Source organism: Pseudomonas sp. PA-6-3C (assembly GCF_021605825.1).
Taxonomy (GTDB): Bacteria; Pseudomonadota; Gammaproteobacteria; order Pseudomonadales; family Pseudomonadaceae; genus Aquipseudomonas; species Aquipseudomonas edaphica.
In genome coordinates this window covers 52,479-68,090 of the sequence record NZ_WKDV01000021.1, presented here as the reverse complement: position 1 = coordinate 68,090, position 15,612 = coordinate 52,479, and the positions used below count along the sequence as shown (strand labels likewise).

At 62.2% G+C, this 15,612-nt stretch carries 13 protein-coding genes; 8 read left to right on the top strand and 5 right to left on the bottom strand.

The features are described 5' to 3' along the window. Positions 1-174: 174 nt before the first annotated feature. From dusB to GIW48_RS15790, 6 genes are all read left to right on the top strand, one after another. Positions 175-1,188 (top strand): tRNA dihydrouridine synthase DusB, encoded by a 1,014-nt coding sequence (dusB, locus tag GIW48_RS15815; RefSeq protein WP_099548135.1) that lies wholly within the window; start codon positions 175-177, stop codon positions 1,186-1,188. After that, the gene (gene fis / locus GIW48_RS15810; RefSeq protein ID WP_003221275.1) at positions 1,185-1,505 is read left to right on the top strand and encodes a DNA-binding transcriptional regulator Fis; all 321 of its coding nucleotides are present in this window, start codon (positions 1,185-1,187) and stop codon (positions 1,503-1,505) included. The genes dusB and fis overlap by 4 nt, the downstream gene beginning before the upstream one ends. Before the next feature lie 81 nt (positions 1,506-1,586). Further along, positions 1,587-3,194, top strand: a complete 1,608-nt coding sequence (gene purH / locus GIW48_RS15805; protein WP_017136749.1) for a bifunctional phosphoribosylaminoimidazolecarboxamide formyltransferase/IMP cyclohydrolase — start codon at positions 1,587-1,589, stop codon at positions 3,192-3,194. Positions 3,195-3,319: 125 nt separating this feature from the next. Beyond that, complete coding sequence (purD, locus tag GIW48_RS15800) at positions 3,320-4,612, top strand: phosphoribosylamine--glycine ligase (RefSeq protein ID WP_017136750.1); 1,293 nt, start codon at positions 3,320-3,322, stop codon at positions 4,610-4,612. A gap of 130 nt (positions 4,613-4,742) precedes the next feature. After that, positions 4,743-7,514 carry a hybrid sensor histidine kinase/response regulator gene (locus GIW48_RS15795; protein ID WP_170040352.1) on the top strand — a complete coding sequence of 924 codons (2,772 nt, stop codon included), beginning with the start codon at positions 4,743-4,745 and terminating at the stop codon, positions 7,512-7,514. 162 nt (positions 7,515-7,676) lie between these two features. After that, the gene (locus GIW48_RS15790; protein WP_017136752.1) at positions 7,677-8,273 is read left to right on the top strand and encodes a MarC family protein; all 597 of its coding nucleotides are present in this window, start codon (positions 7,677-7,679) and stop codon (positions 8,271-8,273) included. On the opposite strand, the gene GIW48_RS15785 is transcribed toward GIW48_RS15790, so the two are convergent. The 5 genes from GIW48_RS15785 to cobG all read right to left on the bottom strand — a co-directional run bounded on the left by GIW48_RS15785 (position 8,270) and on the right by cobG (position 13,618). Beyond that, on the bottom strand, positions 8,270-9,046 hold the full coding sequence (locus GIW48_RS15785) for a hypothetical protein (protein WP_017136753.1): 777 nt from the start codon (positions 9,044-9,046) through the stop codon (positions 8,270-8,272). The two genes, GIW48_RS15790 and GIW48_RS15785, sit on opposite strands and share 4 nt — an antisense overlap. Positions 9,047-9,284: 238 nt before the next feature. Further along, entirely contained in the window at positions 9,285-10,922 is a 1,638-nt protein-coding gene (cobJ, locus tag GIW48_RS15780; protein WP_236460620.1) for a precorrin-3B C(17)-methyltransferase, read from the bottom strand. Then, entirely contained in the window at positions 10,922-11,653 is a 732-nt protein-coding gene (locus GIW48_RS15775) for a precorrin-2 C(20)-methyltransferase (RefSeq protein WP_017136755.1), read from the bottom strand. Before GIW48_RS15775 ends, cobJ begins: the two co-directional genes overlap by 1 nt. Then, positions 11,653-12,279, bottom strand: coding sequence for a precorrin-8X methylmutase (locus tag GIW48_RS15770; RefSeq protein WP_017136756.1), 627 nt, complete (start codon positions 12,277-12,279; stop codon positions 11,653-11,655). The genes GIW48_RS15775 and GIW48_RS15770 overlap by 1 nt, the downstream gene beginning before the upstream one ends. Next, entirely contained in the window at positions 12,272-13,618 is a 1,347-nt protein-coding gene (cobG, locus tag GIW48_RS15765) for a precorrin-3B synthase (protein ID WP_236460618.1), read from the bottom strand. Before cobG ends, GIW48_RS15770 begins: the two co-directional genes overlap by 8 nt. A 38-nt stretch (positions 13,619-13,656) precedes the next feature. On the opposite strand from cobG, the gene cbiE reads away from it, so the two are divergent. Beyond that, a complete protein-coding gene (cbiE, locus tag GIW48_RS15760) occupies positions 13,657-14,862 on the top strand; it encodes a precorrin-6y C5,15-methyltransferase (decarboxylating) subunit CbiE (RefSeq protein ID WP_236460617.1) in 1,206 nt (401 codons plus the stop codon). Continuing rightward, positions 14,859-15,584: a cobalt-precorrin-6A reductase gene (locus GIW48_RS15755; RefSeq protein ID WP_236460616.1), complete on the top strand. Its 726-nt coding sequence runs from the start codon at positions 14,859-14,861 to the stop codon at positions 15,582-15,584. Before cbiE ends, GIW48_RS15755 begins: the two co-directional genes overlap by 4 nt. Positions 15,585-15,612: the final 28 nt, after the last annotated feature.

The window sequence follows — 15,612 nt, the reverse complement described above, 5'->3', positions numbered from 1 at the left end:
TTCTGAGGTTTGACGGCAAATTATTGACTTTGCGCTGCGCAACCAAACCGGCGGCGATAAAGAAATAACTGTTCAGATTTTATCCAATTCAGCCTTTATCCAGTCATCGAGAGCGGGTATCATGCCAACCCTTTTTCGAACTCTAATGATCCGGCCCCACAACAGGGAAGTCCTATGTCGGCGGTACGCATCGGCCCATACACATTGCAAAACGGCTTGATCCTCGCCCCGATGGCGGGCGTCACCGACCAGCCCTTTCGTCAGCTGTGCAAGCGTTTGGGCGCGGGTCTAGTAGTCTCTGAAATGGTCACCAGCGACATGAGCTTGTGGAACACCCGCAAATCGCGGATGCGCATGATCCACGAAGGTGATCCCGAGCCCCGCTCGGTGCAGATCGCCGGGGGTGATGCGCAAATGCTGGCAGATGCGGCCCGAGCCAACGTGGAGTTGGGCGCACAGATCATCGACATCAACATGGGCTGCCCGGCCAAGAAGGTCTGCAACAAGGCCGCCGGTTCCGCATTGTTGAAAGATGAGCAGTTGGTAGCCGAGATCCTGCAGGCCGTTGTCGCCGCAGTGGATGTGCCGGTCACCCTGAAGATTCGTACCGGCTGGGACCGGGACAACAAAAATGGCCTGACAGTGGCGAAGATCGCTGAACAGGCCGGGATTACAGCGCTGGCGGTGCATGGCCGCACCCGCGCCGACCTTTACACAGGTGAAGCTGAGTACGACACCATTGCCGCGATCAAGCAGGCGGTGTCGATGCCGGTCTTTGCCAATGGCGATATCGACTCAGCCGAGAAAGCCCGGCGCGTGCTGCACGCAACCGGTGCCGATGGCTTGTTGATTGGCCGGGCCGCCCAGGGGCGGCCATGGATTTTTCGTGAGATCGAACACTTTCTGCGTACCGGCGAAGTCTTGCCGGCACCGGAGTTGATCGAGGTGGAACGTATTCTGCTAGAGCATCTGGCCGCCCTGCACGCCTTCTATGGAGACGTGATGGGAGTACGCATTGCTCGCAAGCATGTCGGCTGGTATCTCGCCACCTTGCCGGGCGCCAAGGAATTCCGCGCTCAGTTCAATCGTTTGGATGAAACGCAGGCACAGGTCGCCACCGTTCGTGAGTTCTTCGCCGAACGTGACAAGAGCCTGGGAACAGGGGATGGAGAGGGGGTGGCCGCATGACGATGATGACCGAGACTTTAGTGAGTGGAACAGCACCCGTGAGCGACAACGTCAATTTGAAACAGCACCTGAACACGCCGAGCGAAGAAGGTCAGACCCTTCGTGGGAGTGTCGAGAAGGCGCTGCACAATTATTTCGCCCACCTTGAGGGCGCTTCCGTCACGGACGTGTACAACCTGGTGCTCTCCGAAGTCGAGGCGCCGTTGCTCGAAAGCGTGATGAACTACGTCAAGGGCAACCAGACCAAAGCCAGTGAGCTGCTGGGCCTCAACCGTGGCACCTTGCGCAAAAAGCTCAAACAATACGATTTGCTGTAAGCATTCAATCAAACCAGAAAGGCGCCCGCGTAAAAACGGTCGCCTTTTTTGCTGACTCCTTTGCTTTTGATGGAAATTGAAATGACCGACCAGACCACCCGCCTGCCGATCCGCCGCGCCTTGATCAGTGTCTCCGACAAGACCGGGATCCTCGAATTTGCCCGGGAGCTGGAAGCCCTTGGCGTGGAAATCCTCTCCACAGGCGGGACCTTCAAACTGCTGCAGGACAACGGCGTGGCCGCAGTAGAAGTCGCGGACTACACCGGTTTCGCAGAAATGATGGACGGTCGGGTCAAGACCCTGCACCCGAAAATCCACGGCGGGATCCTCGGTCGTCGCGGTATCGATGACGCCATCATGAGCGAACACGGCATCAAGCCGATCGACCTGGTAGCCGTTAACCTTTACCCGTTCGAAGCCACCATCAACAAGCCAGGCTGCGACCTGCCGACCGCCATCGAGAACATCGATATCGGCGGCCCGACCATGGTTCGCTCCGCTGCCAAGAACCACAAAGACGTGGCCATCGTGGTTAACGCCAGCGACTACGCGCAAGTATTGGAAAGCCTGAAAGCCGGCGGCCTGACCTACGCCCAGCGCTTCGACCTGATGCTCAAGGCGTTCGAACACACCGCCGCCTACGACGGCATGATCGCCAACTACATGGGCACCGTGAACCAGGCCGCTGAAACCCTGAGCACAGAAGGCCGCAGCCAGTTCCCGCGCACCTTCAACAGCCAGTTCATCAAGGCACAGGAAATGCGCTACGGCGAGAACCCGCACCAGAGCGCGGCGTTCTACGTTGAGGCCAAGCCTGCCGAAGTCGGCATCGCCACCGCGACCCAGTTGCAAGGCAAGGAGCTGTCCTACAACAACGTGGCCGACACCGACGCCGCGCTGGAATGTGTGAAGAGCTTCGTCAAGCCAGCCTGCGTGATCGTCAAGCACGCCAACCCGTGCGGCGTGGCTGTGAGCCCGGACGCTGAAGGCGGCATTCGCCAGGCCTACGAACTGGCCTACGCCACTGACACTGAATCCGCGTTTGGCGGCATCATTGCCTTCAACCGTGAGCTGGACGCCGAGACCGCCAAGGCGATCGTCGAGCGCCAGTTCGTTGAAGTGATCATTGCCCCATCCGTCAGTGAAGAAGCTCGCGCCATCGTCGCCGCCAAAGCCAACGTGCGCCTGCTGGCCTGCGGCGAGTGGTCAGCAGACCGCGCCGCTGCCTGGGACTACAAGCGCGTCAATGGCGGCTTGCTGGTACAGAGCCGCGACATCGGCATGATCGGCAGCCAAGACTTGAAGGTCGTGACCAAACGCGCCCCGACCGAGCAAGAGATCAACGACCTGATCTTCGCCTGGAAAGTCGCCAAGTACGTTAAGTCCAACGCCATCGTCTACGCCAAGAACCGCCAGACCATCGGTGTCGGCGCCGGCCAGATGAGCCGCGTGAACTCGGCGCGTATCGCCGCGATCAAGGCAGAACACGCAGGCTTGCAGGTCGTGGGTTCGGTGATGGCTTCCGACGCGTTCTTCCCGTTCCGTGATGGCCTGGACAACGCCGCGAAAGCCGGTGTTACCGCCGTGATCCAACCGGGTGGCTCGATGCGTGATGCTGAAGTGATCGCGGCCGCTGATGAAGCGGGCATCGCGATGGTCTTCACCGGCATGCGCCACTTCCGCCACTGATTGATCGTTCCCACGCTCCGCGTGGGAACGCAGCCAGGGACGCTCCGCGTCCCTCGGACGCAGAGCGTCCGTAGAGGCATTCCCACGCAGAGCGTGGGAACGATCATCCTAACGAGGGTTTTGAAATGAATGTTTTGATCATTGGCAGCGGTGGCCGCGAACACGCCCTGGCCTGGAAAGTTGCCCAGGACCCACGCGTCCAGAAGGTTTTCGTCGCCCCCGGCAATGCCGGCACCGCCATTGAAGCCAAGTGCGAAAACGTCGCCATCGACGTGCTGGCCCTTGAGCAGCTTGCTGATTTTGCCGAAAAAAATGTTTCCCTGACCATCGTCGGCCCGGAAGTACCGCTGGTTGCCGGCGTTGTGGACCTGTTCCGCAGCCGTGGCCTGGACTGCTTCGGCCCAACCGCCGGTGCCGCCCAACTGGAAGGCTCCAAAGCCTTTACCAAGGATTTCCTGGCTCGCCACAAGATCCCGACGGCCGACTACCAGAACTTCACCGAGATTGAGCCGGCCCTGGCTTACCTGCGTGAAAAAGGCGCACCGATCGTGATCAAGGCCGATGGCCTGGCCGCCGGTAAAGGCGTGATCGTCGCCATGACCTTGCAGGAAGCCGAAGACGCCGTACGCGACATGCTCGCCGGTAACGCGTTTGGTGATGCAGGCTCGCGTGTGGTGATCGAGGAGTTCCTCGACGGCGAAGAAGCCAGCTTCATCGTGATGGTCGATGGCAAAAATGTGTTGCCGATGGCCACCAGCCAGGACCACAAACGTGTTGGCGATGGCGACAGCGGCCCGAACACCGGTGGCATGGGTGCCTACTCCCCTGCCCCGGTCGTCACCGCCGACGTGCACAAACGCGTGATGGACCTGGTGATCTGGCCAACCGTGCGCGGCATGGCCGACGAAGGCAATGTGTACACCGGTTTCCTCTACGCTGGCCTGATGATCGACAAAGCCGGCAACCCGAAAGTCATCGAGTTCAACTGCCGCTTCGGCGACCCGGAAACCCAACCGGTGATGCTGCGTCTGCAATCGAGCCTGGTGCTGCTGGTGGAAGCCGCATTGGCCCAGGCCCTGGACAAGGTTGAAGCACAGTGGGACCCGCGCCCGAGTGTCGGCATCGTACTGGCGGCCGGTGGTTACCCTGCCGACTACGCCAAGGGCGATGTGATTGAAGGCCTGGATGCGGCTGCTACGCTGGAAGGCAAGGTGTTCCATGCAGGCACCGCGCTCAAGGACGGCAAAGTTGTAACCGCAGGTGGCCGTGTATTGTGCGCCACCGCAATGGGTGCCAGTGTCGACGCCGCGCAGCAACAGGCGTACAAACTGGCGGCAAAAATCGACTGGAAAGGTTGCTTCTACCGCACAGACATCGGCTATCGCGCCATTGCCCGTGAACGCGGCGAGAACAACTGAACAGCTACGCTTGCGTAGCTATCCGTTCGGCTAGGTAAGGGCCTCTGGCCCTTGCCGTACCCATGTCGCCCCGCGCATAGTTAACCCGTGCATAGTTAACCCGTGCATCAACCTACGAAGGGATTTCGCCGTGCGCTGGCTCAGGATCGCCATAGGTTTTACAGTCAGCTTTCTGACCCTGCTCTGCTTGTTCCCGGCCCAGGCCGCCGCGCAAGGCAGTGGTTGGGCAGTATTGCTTGATGAACAGGCCGACCTGCAACTGAGCGACATCCGCTCCGCCCGCTACACCAATCAATTCAGCCCCATCGAACTCGACCGGATTACCGCCGCGGAGCCGGACGGTGCGTTGTGGGTACGCTTCAAGCTGCAACCCGGCAAGCACGAACAAGTACTGCGGGTATTCGCCCCGGACCTCTCGCACCTGAACCTGTATGTGCTCGACGGCGACATGCTGGTGGAGCAGCAAAGCACCGGTACCCGCCAGCCCCAGGCGGAACGCCCGCTGCCCAGCAGCGATTTCATGCTGCCGATGCCCCAGAGCCAGAAGCCCCTTGAGGTGTACCTGCGCCTGGTCTCGGAACACGAACTGCGCCCCTACATCACCCTGGAACCGGCCGTGCTCGCCGCCGCCGACCAGACCCAGACGCTGATCTACGGCCTGCTGTTCGGCTGCCTGCTGATGCTGATCCTGCACAACCTCACACGCTTCGCCTACCACCGCTCGCGCAGCAGCCTGTGGCTGGCGGCCTGCGAAGTGCTGTTGATGCTGAGCCTGGCGCTGTTGCTCAACCTGGTGGGGCCGTGGCTGCCGAACTGGCACGCGGTGCAGACCCCGGGCGCCTACCTCGCGCTGCTGCTGACTGCGCCGTGCGGGCTGATGTTTGCCTATCGCTTCTTCATGCCCTTGGGCCCGCACCCACTGAACAAGCTGTTGATGGCCGACATCCTGCTGATCGTGCTGTGCGGCCTGCTGCTGTTGTTCGTCAACACCTTGCCGCTGAACATCATCACCTACGCGCTGGTCGCCCTGGCAGGCTTGAGCATGTTGTTTATCTCGGCTTACCATTGGCAGAAAGGCTACCGGCCGGCGCGCTTGTTTGTGGTGGCGATGGTGGTGTTCAACATCGGCACCCTGATCATCCTGCCCGCCCTGCTGGGCCTGACGCTGGTGGCACCGCAAGGTTTGATCGTGACCCTGCTGAGCTTTATCTGCCTGAGCGGCCTGCTGATGAGCCTGGCCCTGGGCGAACGCCAGCGCGCCATTGTCGAAGCACGCTTCAGCCTCAGCCGCGACCTGGCGGCCAGCAATGCCGAGATCGCCGCCAAGGCCGAATTCCTGGCCAAGATCAGCCACGAAATCCGCACGCCCATGAACGGCGTACTGGGCATGACCGAGTTGCTGCTCGGCACGCCGCTGTCGGTGAAGCAGCGTGACTATGTGCAGACCATCCACAGCGCCGGTAATGAACTGCTGACGCTGATCAACGAGATCCTCGACATCTCCAAGCTCGAATCCGGGCAGATCGAACTGGACGACGTGCAATTTGACCTCAACGCGCTGATCGATGACTGCTTGAGTATCTTCCGCGCCAAAGCCGAACAACAGAACGTCGAGCTGATCAGCTTTATCCAGCCGCAGGTGCCCCGCGTGATCAGTGGCGACCCCACGCGCCTGCGCCAGGCGCTGTTGAGCCTGCTGGAAAACGCCCTGCAAAAAACCGATGAAGGCGAAGTGCTGATCGTGGTCGCCCTGGACGAACGCAGCACCAAGCCACGCCTGCGCATCGCCGTACAAGACAGCGGCCTGCCGATGGATGCCGCCGAACGCGACGCGCTGCTGCACAGCGAACTGCACAGCAAGAACTTCCTCTCGGCTACGCGCCTGAGCGGCCACCTGGGCCTGGTCATCGCCCGCCAGTTGATCCTGTTGATGAACGGCGAGTTCGGCATCAAGAGCGGCAGCCACCAGGGCAGCACGCTGTGGCTGACCCTGCCACTGGACCCGGAACGCCTGGAGCACCCGACGTCCGACCTCGACGGGCCGCTCAAAGGCGCGCGGGTGTTGGTGGTCGATGACAACGACACCTGCCGCAAAGTGCTGGTGCAGCAATGCACCGCCTGGGGCTTGAACGTCAGCGCCGTGCCGTCCGGCAAAGAAGCCCTGGCGCTGCTGCGCACCAAAGCGCACCTGCGCGACTACTTCGACGTAGTGCTGCTGGACCAGAACATGCCCGGCATGACCGGCATGCAACTGGCGGCGAAGATCAAGGAAGACCCGAGCCTGAACCACGACATTCTGCTGATCATGCTCACCGGCATCAGCAATGCGCCGAGCAAGATCATCGCGCGCAACAGCGGGATCAAACGCATCCTCGCCAAGCCAGTGGCCGGCTACACACTCAAGACCACCCTGGCCGACGAACTGACCCAGCGCAGCAAGGGCACAATTGCGCCGCGCCCTGCTCTCAGCGCGCCGGCAGCAGTCACCGTGCCCAGTGATTTCAAGATCCTGGTGGCTGAAGACAACAGTATCTCCACCAAAGTGATTCGCGGCATGCTCGGCAAGCTCAACCTCAACCCGGACACCGCCAGCAACGGCGAGGAAGCGCTGGAGGCGATGAAAGCCCAGCGTTACGACCTGGTGTTGATGGACTGCGAAATGCCGATCCTCGATGGCTTCTCTGCCACCCAGCAATTGCGCGCGTGGGAAGTCAGCCACCAGCGTATTCGCACGCCGGTGGTGGCGCTGACGGCGCATATCCTGTCGGAACATAAAGAACGCGCACGCCAGGCCGGCATGGATGGCCACATGGCCAAGCCGGTGGAATTGTCGCAGTTGCGTGAACTGGTGGAGTTTTGGGTGGCGCAGCGTCAGCAGCGGCCGGAACACGCCCCGTCGTGACCTTGAAATGCAGCCTCCGTGGGAGCTGGCTTGCCTGCGATGGCGGTGTGTCAATCACACACCCTTTGTCTGCTCCACCGCTATCGCAGGCAAGCCAGCTCCCACATTTGCCCGGTTGCGCCTGATAGACTCCGCAAACCTCTCCTATCGCGAGCCGCGCCCATGCTCCACGTGTTATTCAGCGTCTACCTGAAAATGCTGGTGCTCTACAGCCCGTTCTTTGTGCTGTCCTGCTTTATCAGCCTGACCCGTGGTTACTCCAGCAAAGAACGGCGCCGGCTGGCCTGGAAGGTCGCGTTGGCCACGCTGGTGTCGAGCGTGTTGCTCTACCTGTTCGGCCGGGTGATTTTCAGTGTGTTCGGCATTACCGTGGATGCCTTTCGCATCGGCGCCGGCAGCGTGCTGTTTATCTCGGCGCTGGGCATGGCCCAGGGCAAGTCGGCGGTGCAGACCGACAATGTGCAGCAGGACGTGACCATCGTACCGCTGACCATCCCGCTCACGGTCGGCCCCGGCACCATCGGCGCACTGTTGGTGATGGGCGTGAGCCAGCCACACTGGGATGACAAGTTCATGGCCATCGTCAGCATTGCCCTGGCCAGCTTCACGGTCGGTGTGGTGCTGTATTTGTCCAACCGTATCGAACGCATTCTGGGTGACCAGGGCTTGCAGATTGTCAGTCGGTTGATGGGGTTGTTCGTGTGTGCGCTGGCCGCGCAGATCATCTTTACCGGCGTGCGCGGTTATCTGGTGCCTTAAATCCGGTACTTCGCGATTGCCAGTTGCACCTTGTCGCCGGCACTCTCGCGCATCAGCTGGATGGTTTTTTCATTGACCACAGAGGTATTGAGCACCAGGCAAGTCTGGCCGCTGAAAGCCTCGACCGAAGAGCTGTCCCACTCCAGAAACGGCAGGCCCAGCTGTTTGCTCACACCGTGGGTGCTGTAAGTCACCAGCACCATCATCACCTCTCCCGCCGTTTCAGCACAGGACGCCAGGCCGAAATCACCGCCCTGATGCACCGTGCTATTGCGCTTGAACAGCTCAAACGAGGCAGGCTGTTGCTTCAAGGCCAGCAGCGCATCCGCCGCCAGTTTCGGCAACGCCGCCAGCAGCGGCCCTGCCAGCGAGGCCGCCGCCAGCGCGGCGATGATATTCAGCGCCGCCACCTGCACCGTCAGCCCTTTGCCGGAGCTTGAGACCCGCTCAAAAGCGCTGCGCACCGGCAACCAGCCCAGGCTGACCATCACCTTGATAAATTCGTCATACCAGGCCTCACTCCCCCGTTGGACCTTCAACACATCACTCACATAACTGCTGGCCAGCAGGTAGCTTTTACGAATGTATTCACGGTTCAGCGCCGACATGCCCTCGATAAACGAAATCACGCCGTTGTTCACGACGGCTGCATTGCTGTCATCTTCCGCGTCCAGGAACACCGAGCGTTTGGCGCCCGGCGCCCCTGGCAGCTTGTAGGCGGCAATCAACTTGCGCCTTTTGGCACTGATGATCCTTTTGTGATGTCGCTCCATTTTCAGTTCTCCACAAGCACCCCACATGGGGCTTGTCTCCACACTAGTCCAGCCGCTGGCGCGCTTTCCAGACCACAAACATCGCTTGGCGCCCCCGTCGAAAAAACGTCAACCAGCAATAACGAGGCATACCGGTAGACCTTCCTTTTTTTCATCGGCAAAAAAAGAAAAAGCCCCGAGTAACAACAGGTTTTCACCCAGCGTTACTCGGAGCCTTCTTACCTGCCGCAGGCTGATTTCAGGAAGCGGGTTTCTCGCCGTACCAGCGTGGCGTGTACACCCATTCGCCGCCACCGGCGCGGGGGAATACGCAGGTGGTGGACGAGCCGATCAGCACCATGGTGCGCATATCCACTTGCTCAGGCGTCAACTGCCCCAACGTGGTGACGCGCAAAGTCTGGCCAGGGCGGCCAATGTCGCGACCCAGCACCACCGGTGTTGCGGGCGTGCGGTGCAACGCGACGATTTCCAGGGCGCGCCCCAATTGCCACGGCCGCGAACGCGAGATCGGGTTGTAGAACGCCAGCGCCAGGTCGGCCTGGGATGCAAGGTCCAGGCGTTTTTCGATAATCGACCAGGGCTTGAGGTTGTCCGACAACGACATCACGCAGAAGTCATGCCCCAATGGCGCGCCCGCCTGGGCGGCAGTAGCCAGCGAGGCTGAGACGCCCGGCAGAATGTCCAGCTCGACCTGATGCCAGGCCTGGTCACTGGATTCGTGCAACGCCTCAAGCACCGCCGCCGCCATGGCAAATACGCCAGGGTCACCGGACGACACCACCACCACCGAACGGCCTTGAGCGGCCAATTCGAAGGCATGGCGAGCACGCTGCATTTCTTCGCGGTTGTCGGTGCAGTGTTGCACTTGGTCGTCGCGGAACGGCCCGGCCATGCGCACATAGGTTTCGTAGCCCAGCACATCGGTGCAACGCGCCAGCTCGGCCTTCACCGCCGGCACCATCAACTCGGCTGCGCCAGGGCCAAGGCCGATCACGGCAAGGCGGCCACGGGCACGGCCGACATGCGACAGGTCCAGCGGTTGCTCTGCCACTGTGATCACGATGTCCGCGCCTTGCGCCACTTGCGCAAAACGCAACGGCACACCTAATTCCACTGCGGCTTGCTGCAACGAGGCTTCGGCCATCTGCGTGTCGCTGGCCAGCAGGCACGCCAGGGATTGCACGGCGATACCGGCGTCATGCAAAGCCGTTCGCACGCGCAGAGCTAAATCCACACCTGGCTTACAGGTGACACACACCGTCTTCGGATAAATCAGCAACTCATTGGCAGCCGGCACGCGCTCGGCACTGCCCACGTGAATCGCCAACCGTGCGTGCTGATCCTGCGGCAAATTCGCCTGATCCAGCCACGGCGCCACACCTTCGATGCGCACGCTTTCGCCGGCCAACAGGTCCGAGACAAACCGCTTGCCCAGTTCCAGGTCCGCCAACGCATAACCCGCTGGCGGGTTGAGCAGGCAGGTGCCAAAACGCAGCTCGCCGCTGGTGGTGATTGCCGCGGCGACGCCGAGTGCCGCGCCAATGTCGCGCGCCATCAGGTTCACACCGCCCAGGCCGCCGAGCAACGGCACCACGGCGCTGCCATCTTCAGCCACGGCCAGCACGGCGGGCTCTTCGCCTTTTTCCAGCAGCAGCGGCGCCAGCGTGCGGATCACGATACCCGCGGCACACAGGGCAATCAGTGGCGTGCCTTGTTGATAAAGCTGGCGCAGGGTCGCGCCGAACTCACTGTAGGTCTGGTCCGCCCCTTCAACTCGCCCGGCCAAGCCGTGGATCAGCGCGCCAGGGTAAACCTGCGCGATCTTGCGCGCCGTCGCCAGGCTGCCTTGGCCGAGAATGACAATCGCCGGGCGCATCAACCTTGCCACCTTTCACCCGGCACGATGATCAGCGAGAAGTACGGCGAGGACGCTGGGTCGACTTGATCCAGCGGCACGATCTTCTGGTTGGCCATGGTCGCGCGTTCCACGTACAGCGCACGTTCGGCCAAACCGAGCTCCTGCAGCACCTGACGCACCTTTGGAAAGTTACGGCCCAGCTTCATGATCACGGCGGCATCGGCATCCGCCAACCGACGCTTGAGGTCGTCGTGGGGCAACACGCCGGAGAGCACCGACAGGCTCTGGTTGCGGTACACCAACGGCGCGCCAAGCACCGAAGCGCCGCCGAGCATTGAGCAGACGCCGGGGATAACCTGGGCTTCATAACGCTCGGCCAAACGGTCGTGCAGGTACATATAGGAGCCGTAGAAGAACGGATCGCCTTCGCAGATCACCGCCACATCGCGGCCAGCGTCCAGGTGCGCGGCCACGTCGAGGCTGGCGTTGTCGTAAAAGTCGCTGATGATCTGCTCGTAAGACATCGGTGCCGGCAGCACTTCGGTGGTCACTGGGTACACCAGCGGCATCAGCGTTTGCTGCGCGACCAAATGGTCTTCGATGATGCCAAAAGCGTTGCCCTTTTTGCCTTTGGCTACGAAATACGCGACCACCGGCGACTCGCGCAGCAGGCGCAGCGCCTTGAGGGTGATCAGTTCGGGGTCACCGGGGCCAACGCCCAGGCCAATCAAACGTCCGCGTGCCTGCATTACTCGACCTCCGTGGCCAAGGCGTTGACCGCCGCGGCAGCCATCGCACTGCCGCCCAGGCGGCCTTGCATGATCACAAACGGCACGCCACGGCTGTCGGCCGCCAGCATCGCCTTGGATTCGGCGGCACCAACAAAGCCCACCGGGAAGCCGAGGATCAACGCCGGTTTCGGCGCGCCGGCGTCGAGCATTTCCAGCAGGTAGAACAGCGCCGTCGGCGCGTTGCCGATCACCACCACGCTGCCTTCCAGGTGCGGGCGCCACAGTTCCAGCGCGGCAGCTGAACGGGTGTTGCCAAGCTCCCGCGCCAACTCCGGCACGCTGTCGTCGCGCAAGGTGCAGATCACCTGGTTATTGGCCGGCAGGCGCGCGCGGGTCACGCCTTCGGAGACCATGCGCGCATCACACAAAATCGGCGCGCCAGCGGCCAGCGCATCGCGCCCGGCCTTGCCTGCGCCTTCGGAGAACTGCAGGCCGTCGATGGCATCGACCATGCCGCAGGCATGAATCACCCGCACCGCGAGTTTTTCCAGGTCGGCAGGGATGCGCTCCAACTTGGCTTCCGCGCGAATAATGGCGAAGGAGTTGCGATAGATCTCCTGACCGTCGCGGATGTAATCAATCATCGGTGTTGCTCCGTGTGCGGCCGCGTAACAGGGCGCCCGCCGCTTCAATGGAAAGAGTGCGTGCGTGCAGCCGGCCGAAACCGGGGTGGGCTGCCTCGCGAAAATAGACGTCGTAGTGGCCGGGGCTTACCGCCAGCAAGGTGACCGGCGCGGTGTGTGCGGCAGCGCAAGAGCGTGGGCAGCCGGACAGGTGCACCTCGGCGCCAGGTTGCAGCGCGGCCAGTTGCAGGGCATCGGCCTTGGTGTCGGCCAGGCCTTTGGCGCAGCCGCTTGAGCCGGTGCAGGCGATCATGCGTGCCAGGGGTTGGTCGACTGAGCCAAGGAAGCCCAATTGCTCCAAGCCTTCAGTCACGGCGCCGTGGTTTTTAAGGTTGGGCAGCAGTACGCCCTGCCACGGCGTAAAACGCAACGTACCGTCGCCGAACTCACTAGCCAACTGTGCGGCGCCTTTGAGCATGCTTGAGTCCAGACGACCCAGCGGCGCAACGGCGGCAACGTAAAACAGATCTTTTTGTCGCTGTGGATAAGTGCCCAAGTGCAACAAGTCCCCACTGGGCTGGCGTTTTAACCCATCCACCGACAGTAACGGCAGGTTCAGGCGGGCCAATAAGTTATCCACAGCCAGATGACGCATGCGGGTTTGCGTCGGTGTCGCCAGGTCGAGAAACGCTTCCAGCACGGCCACGACCAAGGCATAGCCTTGCTCGAGCGGCACAGCGCCCAAGGGTGCATCCAGCCCCGGACAACCGGCCAGGCCGAAGGCCAATAGTGTTTCGCCATCGCGCTCGAACGCCGACAGCCACAAGTCATGGTGATGTTCGAGCATCGCCAGGGCTTCACCGCCATCCAACTGAACGGCGAACTTGGCCGACAGCTCATGGAAACGTGGATGGTTTTGCAAGGTGGCAAGGATCTGATCGGCCAGCGGGCGAGTGTCGAACAGCATCTGGGTGTCGATACCTGCGCTGGGGCTGAGCATCAGGTTGCGCACGTCATCGCCAGCGGCGTTGTTTGGGCCAAGGCCCGCGGCCAGCAGCGCGGCGATCAACGCCTCTTGCTCGGCACCGATCCCGCGAATCTGCAAATTGGCGCGGTTGGTCGCCTCAATCACCCCACCCGCATAGGCCTGCGCCGCGTCCGCCACAGCAACTGCCTGGGCGGCAGTGATAGAACCACCGGCCAATTTGATCCGGCATATCCCGCCATCCAGCGCCTGGACGATACGCAGCAACCCCGGACAAGCCGAGGGGCGCAAGGTATTCAGAACGGGCGTTGGGTTCACGGGGCTACCGGTTGACGGGTAAAGGCGCGGTATTATGCCTGCTTTGTCCGGCGGCATGAAAAGCCTGCCCGTCGGATGTCGTTCAAGGAATTCTTATGTCGCCCTGGCTGACGGTTGTAGGCATCGGTGAAGACGGCTTCAAGGGGCTGGGCAGAAACGCCCGGCATGCCCTGTTGCGCGCCACCCGGATTATAGGCGGCCAGCGCCAGTTGGACCTGCTGCCGGTGTGTATTCGTGGCGAGCGCCAGCTATGGCCAAGCCCGTTTTCCCTGGAGCCGGTGCTGGCCAGTCGTGGCGAGCCGGTCTGCGTACTGGCCAGCGGCGACCCGATGTTCTATGGCGTAGGCGCCAGCCTGGCGCGACAGGTGGCCGCTGAGGAATTGCTGATTTTACCGGCGCCGTCCTCCGTGTCGTTGGCCGCAGCGCGTTTGGGCTGGCCGTTGCAGGAGGTGGTGACCTTATCCGTGGTGGCGCGGCCATTGGCGGCGATTAATGCGCACCTGGCCACTGGCGTGCGGTTGCTGGTGCTGAGTAATGATGGGCGCAGCCCTGCCGCGATTGCCGCGCTGTTAGCCGAGTCCGGTTTCGGGCTCAGCCGGTTGAGCGTGTTTGAACACTTGGGCGGCGTAGATGAACAGCGCATCGACGGGCCGGCTGCTGATTGGCAACACGCTTCGGTTGCGGATCTGAATCTCGTCGCCATCGACTGCCTGGCCGACGCCCACACCCCGCGCCTGTCACGCCTCGCCGGGCTGCCGGATTCGGCCTTCAAACATGACGGCCAACTGACCAAGCGCGATGTACGCGCCATGACCCTCGCCCGCCTCGCGCCAATGCCCGGTGAATTGCTCTGGGACGTGGGCGCGGGCAGCGGCTCCATCGGCATCGAGTGGATGCGCGCGCACCCGAGTTGTCGCGCACTGGCGATTGAAGCCGACGCAGGTCGCCAAGGGCTGATCGAACATAACCGCGACGCCCTCGGCGTGCCCGGCCTGCAACTGGTTCGGGGCAAGGCGCCGGACGCGTTACTCGGCCTGGAAGCACCGGACGCGATCTTTATCGGCGGCGGCGTCACCCGCGACGGTGTGCTCGACACCTGCTGGCAGCACCTGCGCCCTGGTGGGCGTTTGGTCGCCAATGCGGTGACCCTGCAAAGCGAAATGGCCTTGATGGCGTGGCGCGCGCAACATGGCGGCGAGCTGACGCGCATCCATGTGGCCCAGGCCCAGCCGCTGGGTGAGTTCGACACCTGGCGCCAGGCGCTGCCGATCACCTTGCTGGACGTGGTCAAGCCGCTATGAAACGCATCCTGTTGTTGGGCGGCGTCACCGAAGCGCTGGCCATCGCCCGCACGCTGGGGCCGGAGCATATCTATAGCCTGGCTGGGGTTGGGCGCGTGCCCACTGACCTCACCTGCCAAGTGCGCGTCGGCGGCTACGGTGGGCATGCAGGCTTGGCGCAATTTGTGCGCGATGAGCAGATCAGCCTGATCCTCGATGCCACCCACCCGTACGCGGCGCAGATCAGCCAGAACGCTGCCACGGCGGCAAAAATGTGCGGCATTCCCTGCTGGGCGTTGCGGCGCCCGGCGTGGCAGCCGCAGGCGGGTGATGACTGGCGCGAGATGGGGGATTGGGCTGAGCTGATCGAAGCCTTGAAACCCTTCAAACGTCCGTTGTTCACCTTGGGGCGTGAGCCGTTGCAGCACCTTGACGAAATCCCCGCCGATCAATTCTGGACGCTGCGCGCACTGGATGTGTACCCGGGCAATGAGCGCTGTGAAGTCATCGGCGCGCGTGGGCCGTTTCTGATTGAGGACGAGCGCGCGTTGTTTGAACGGCGTGGAATTGATGTGTTGATCAGCAAGAACAGCGGCAGTGCGGCGACCGAGCCGAAGCTGGAAGTGGCACGCGAGCTCGGGGTGCCGGTGTTGGTGTTGAAGCGGCCGGTGTTGGCCGGGGTGGATCGAGAGCTTTTGTCGCCCGCAGAAACAATCGATTCATTGGCAGATTTTCTTCGATAGATCAGGATCGTTCGCAGCCTCTGGCAAT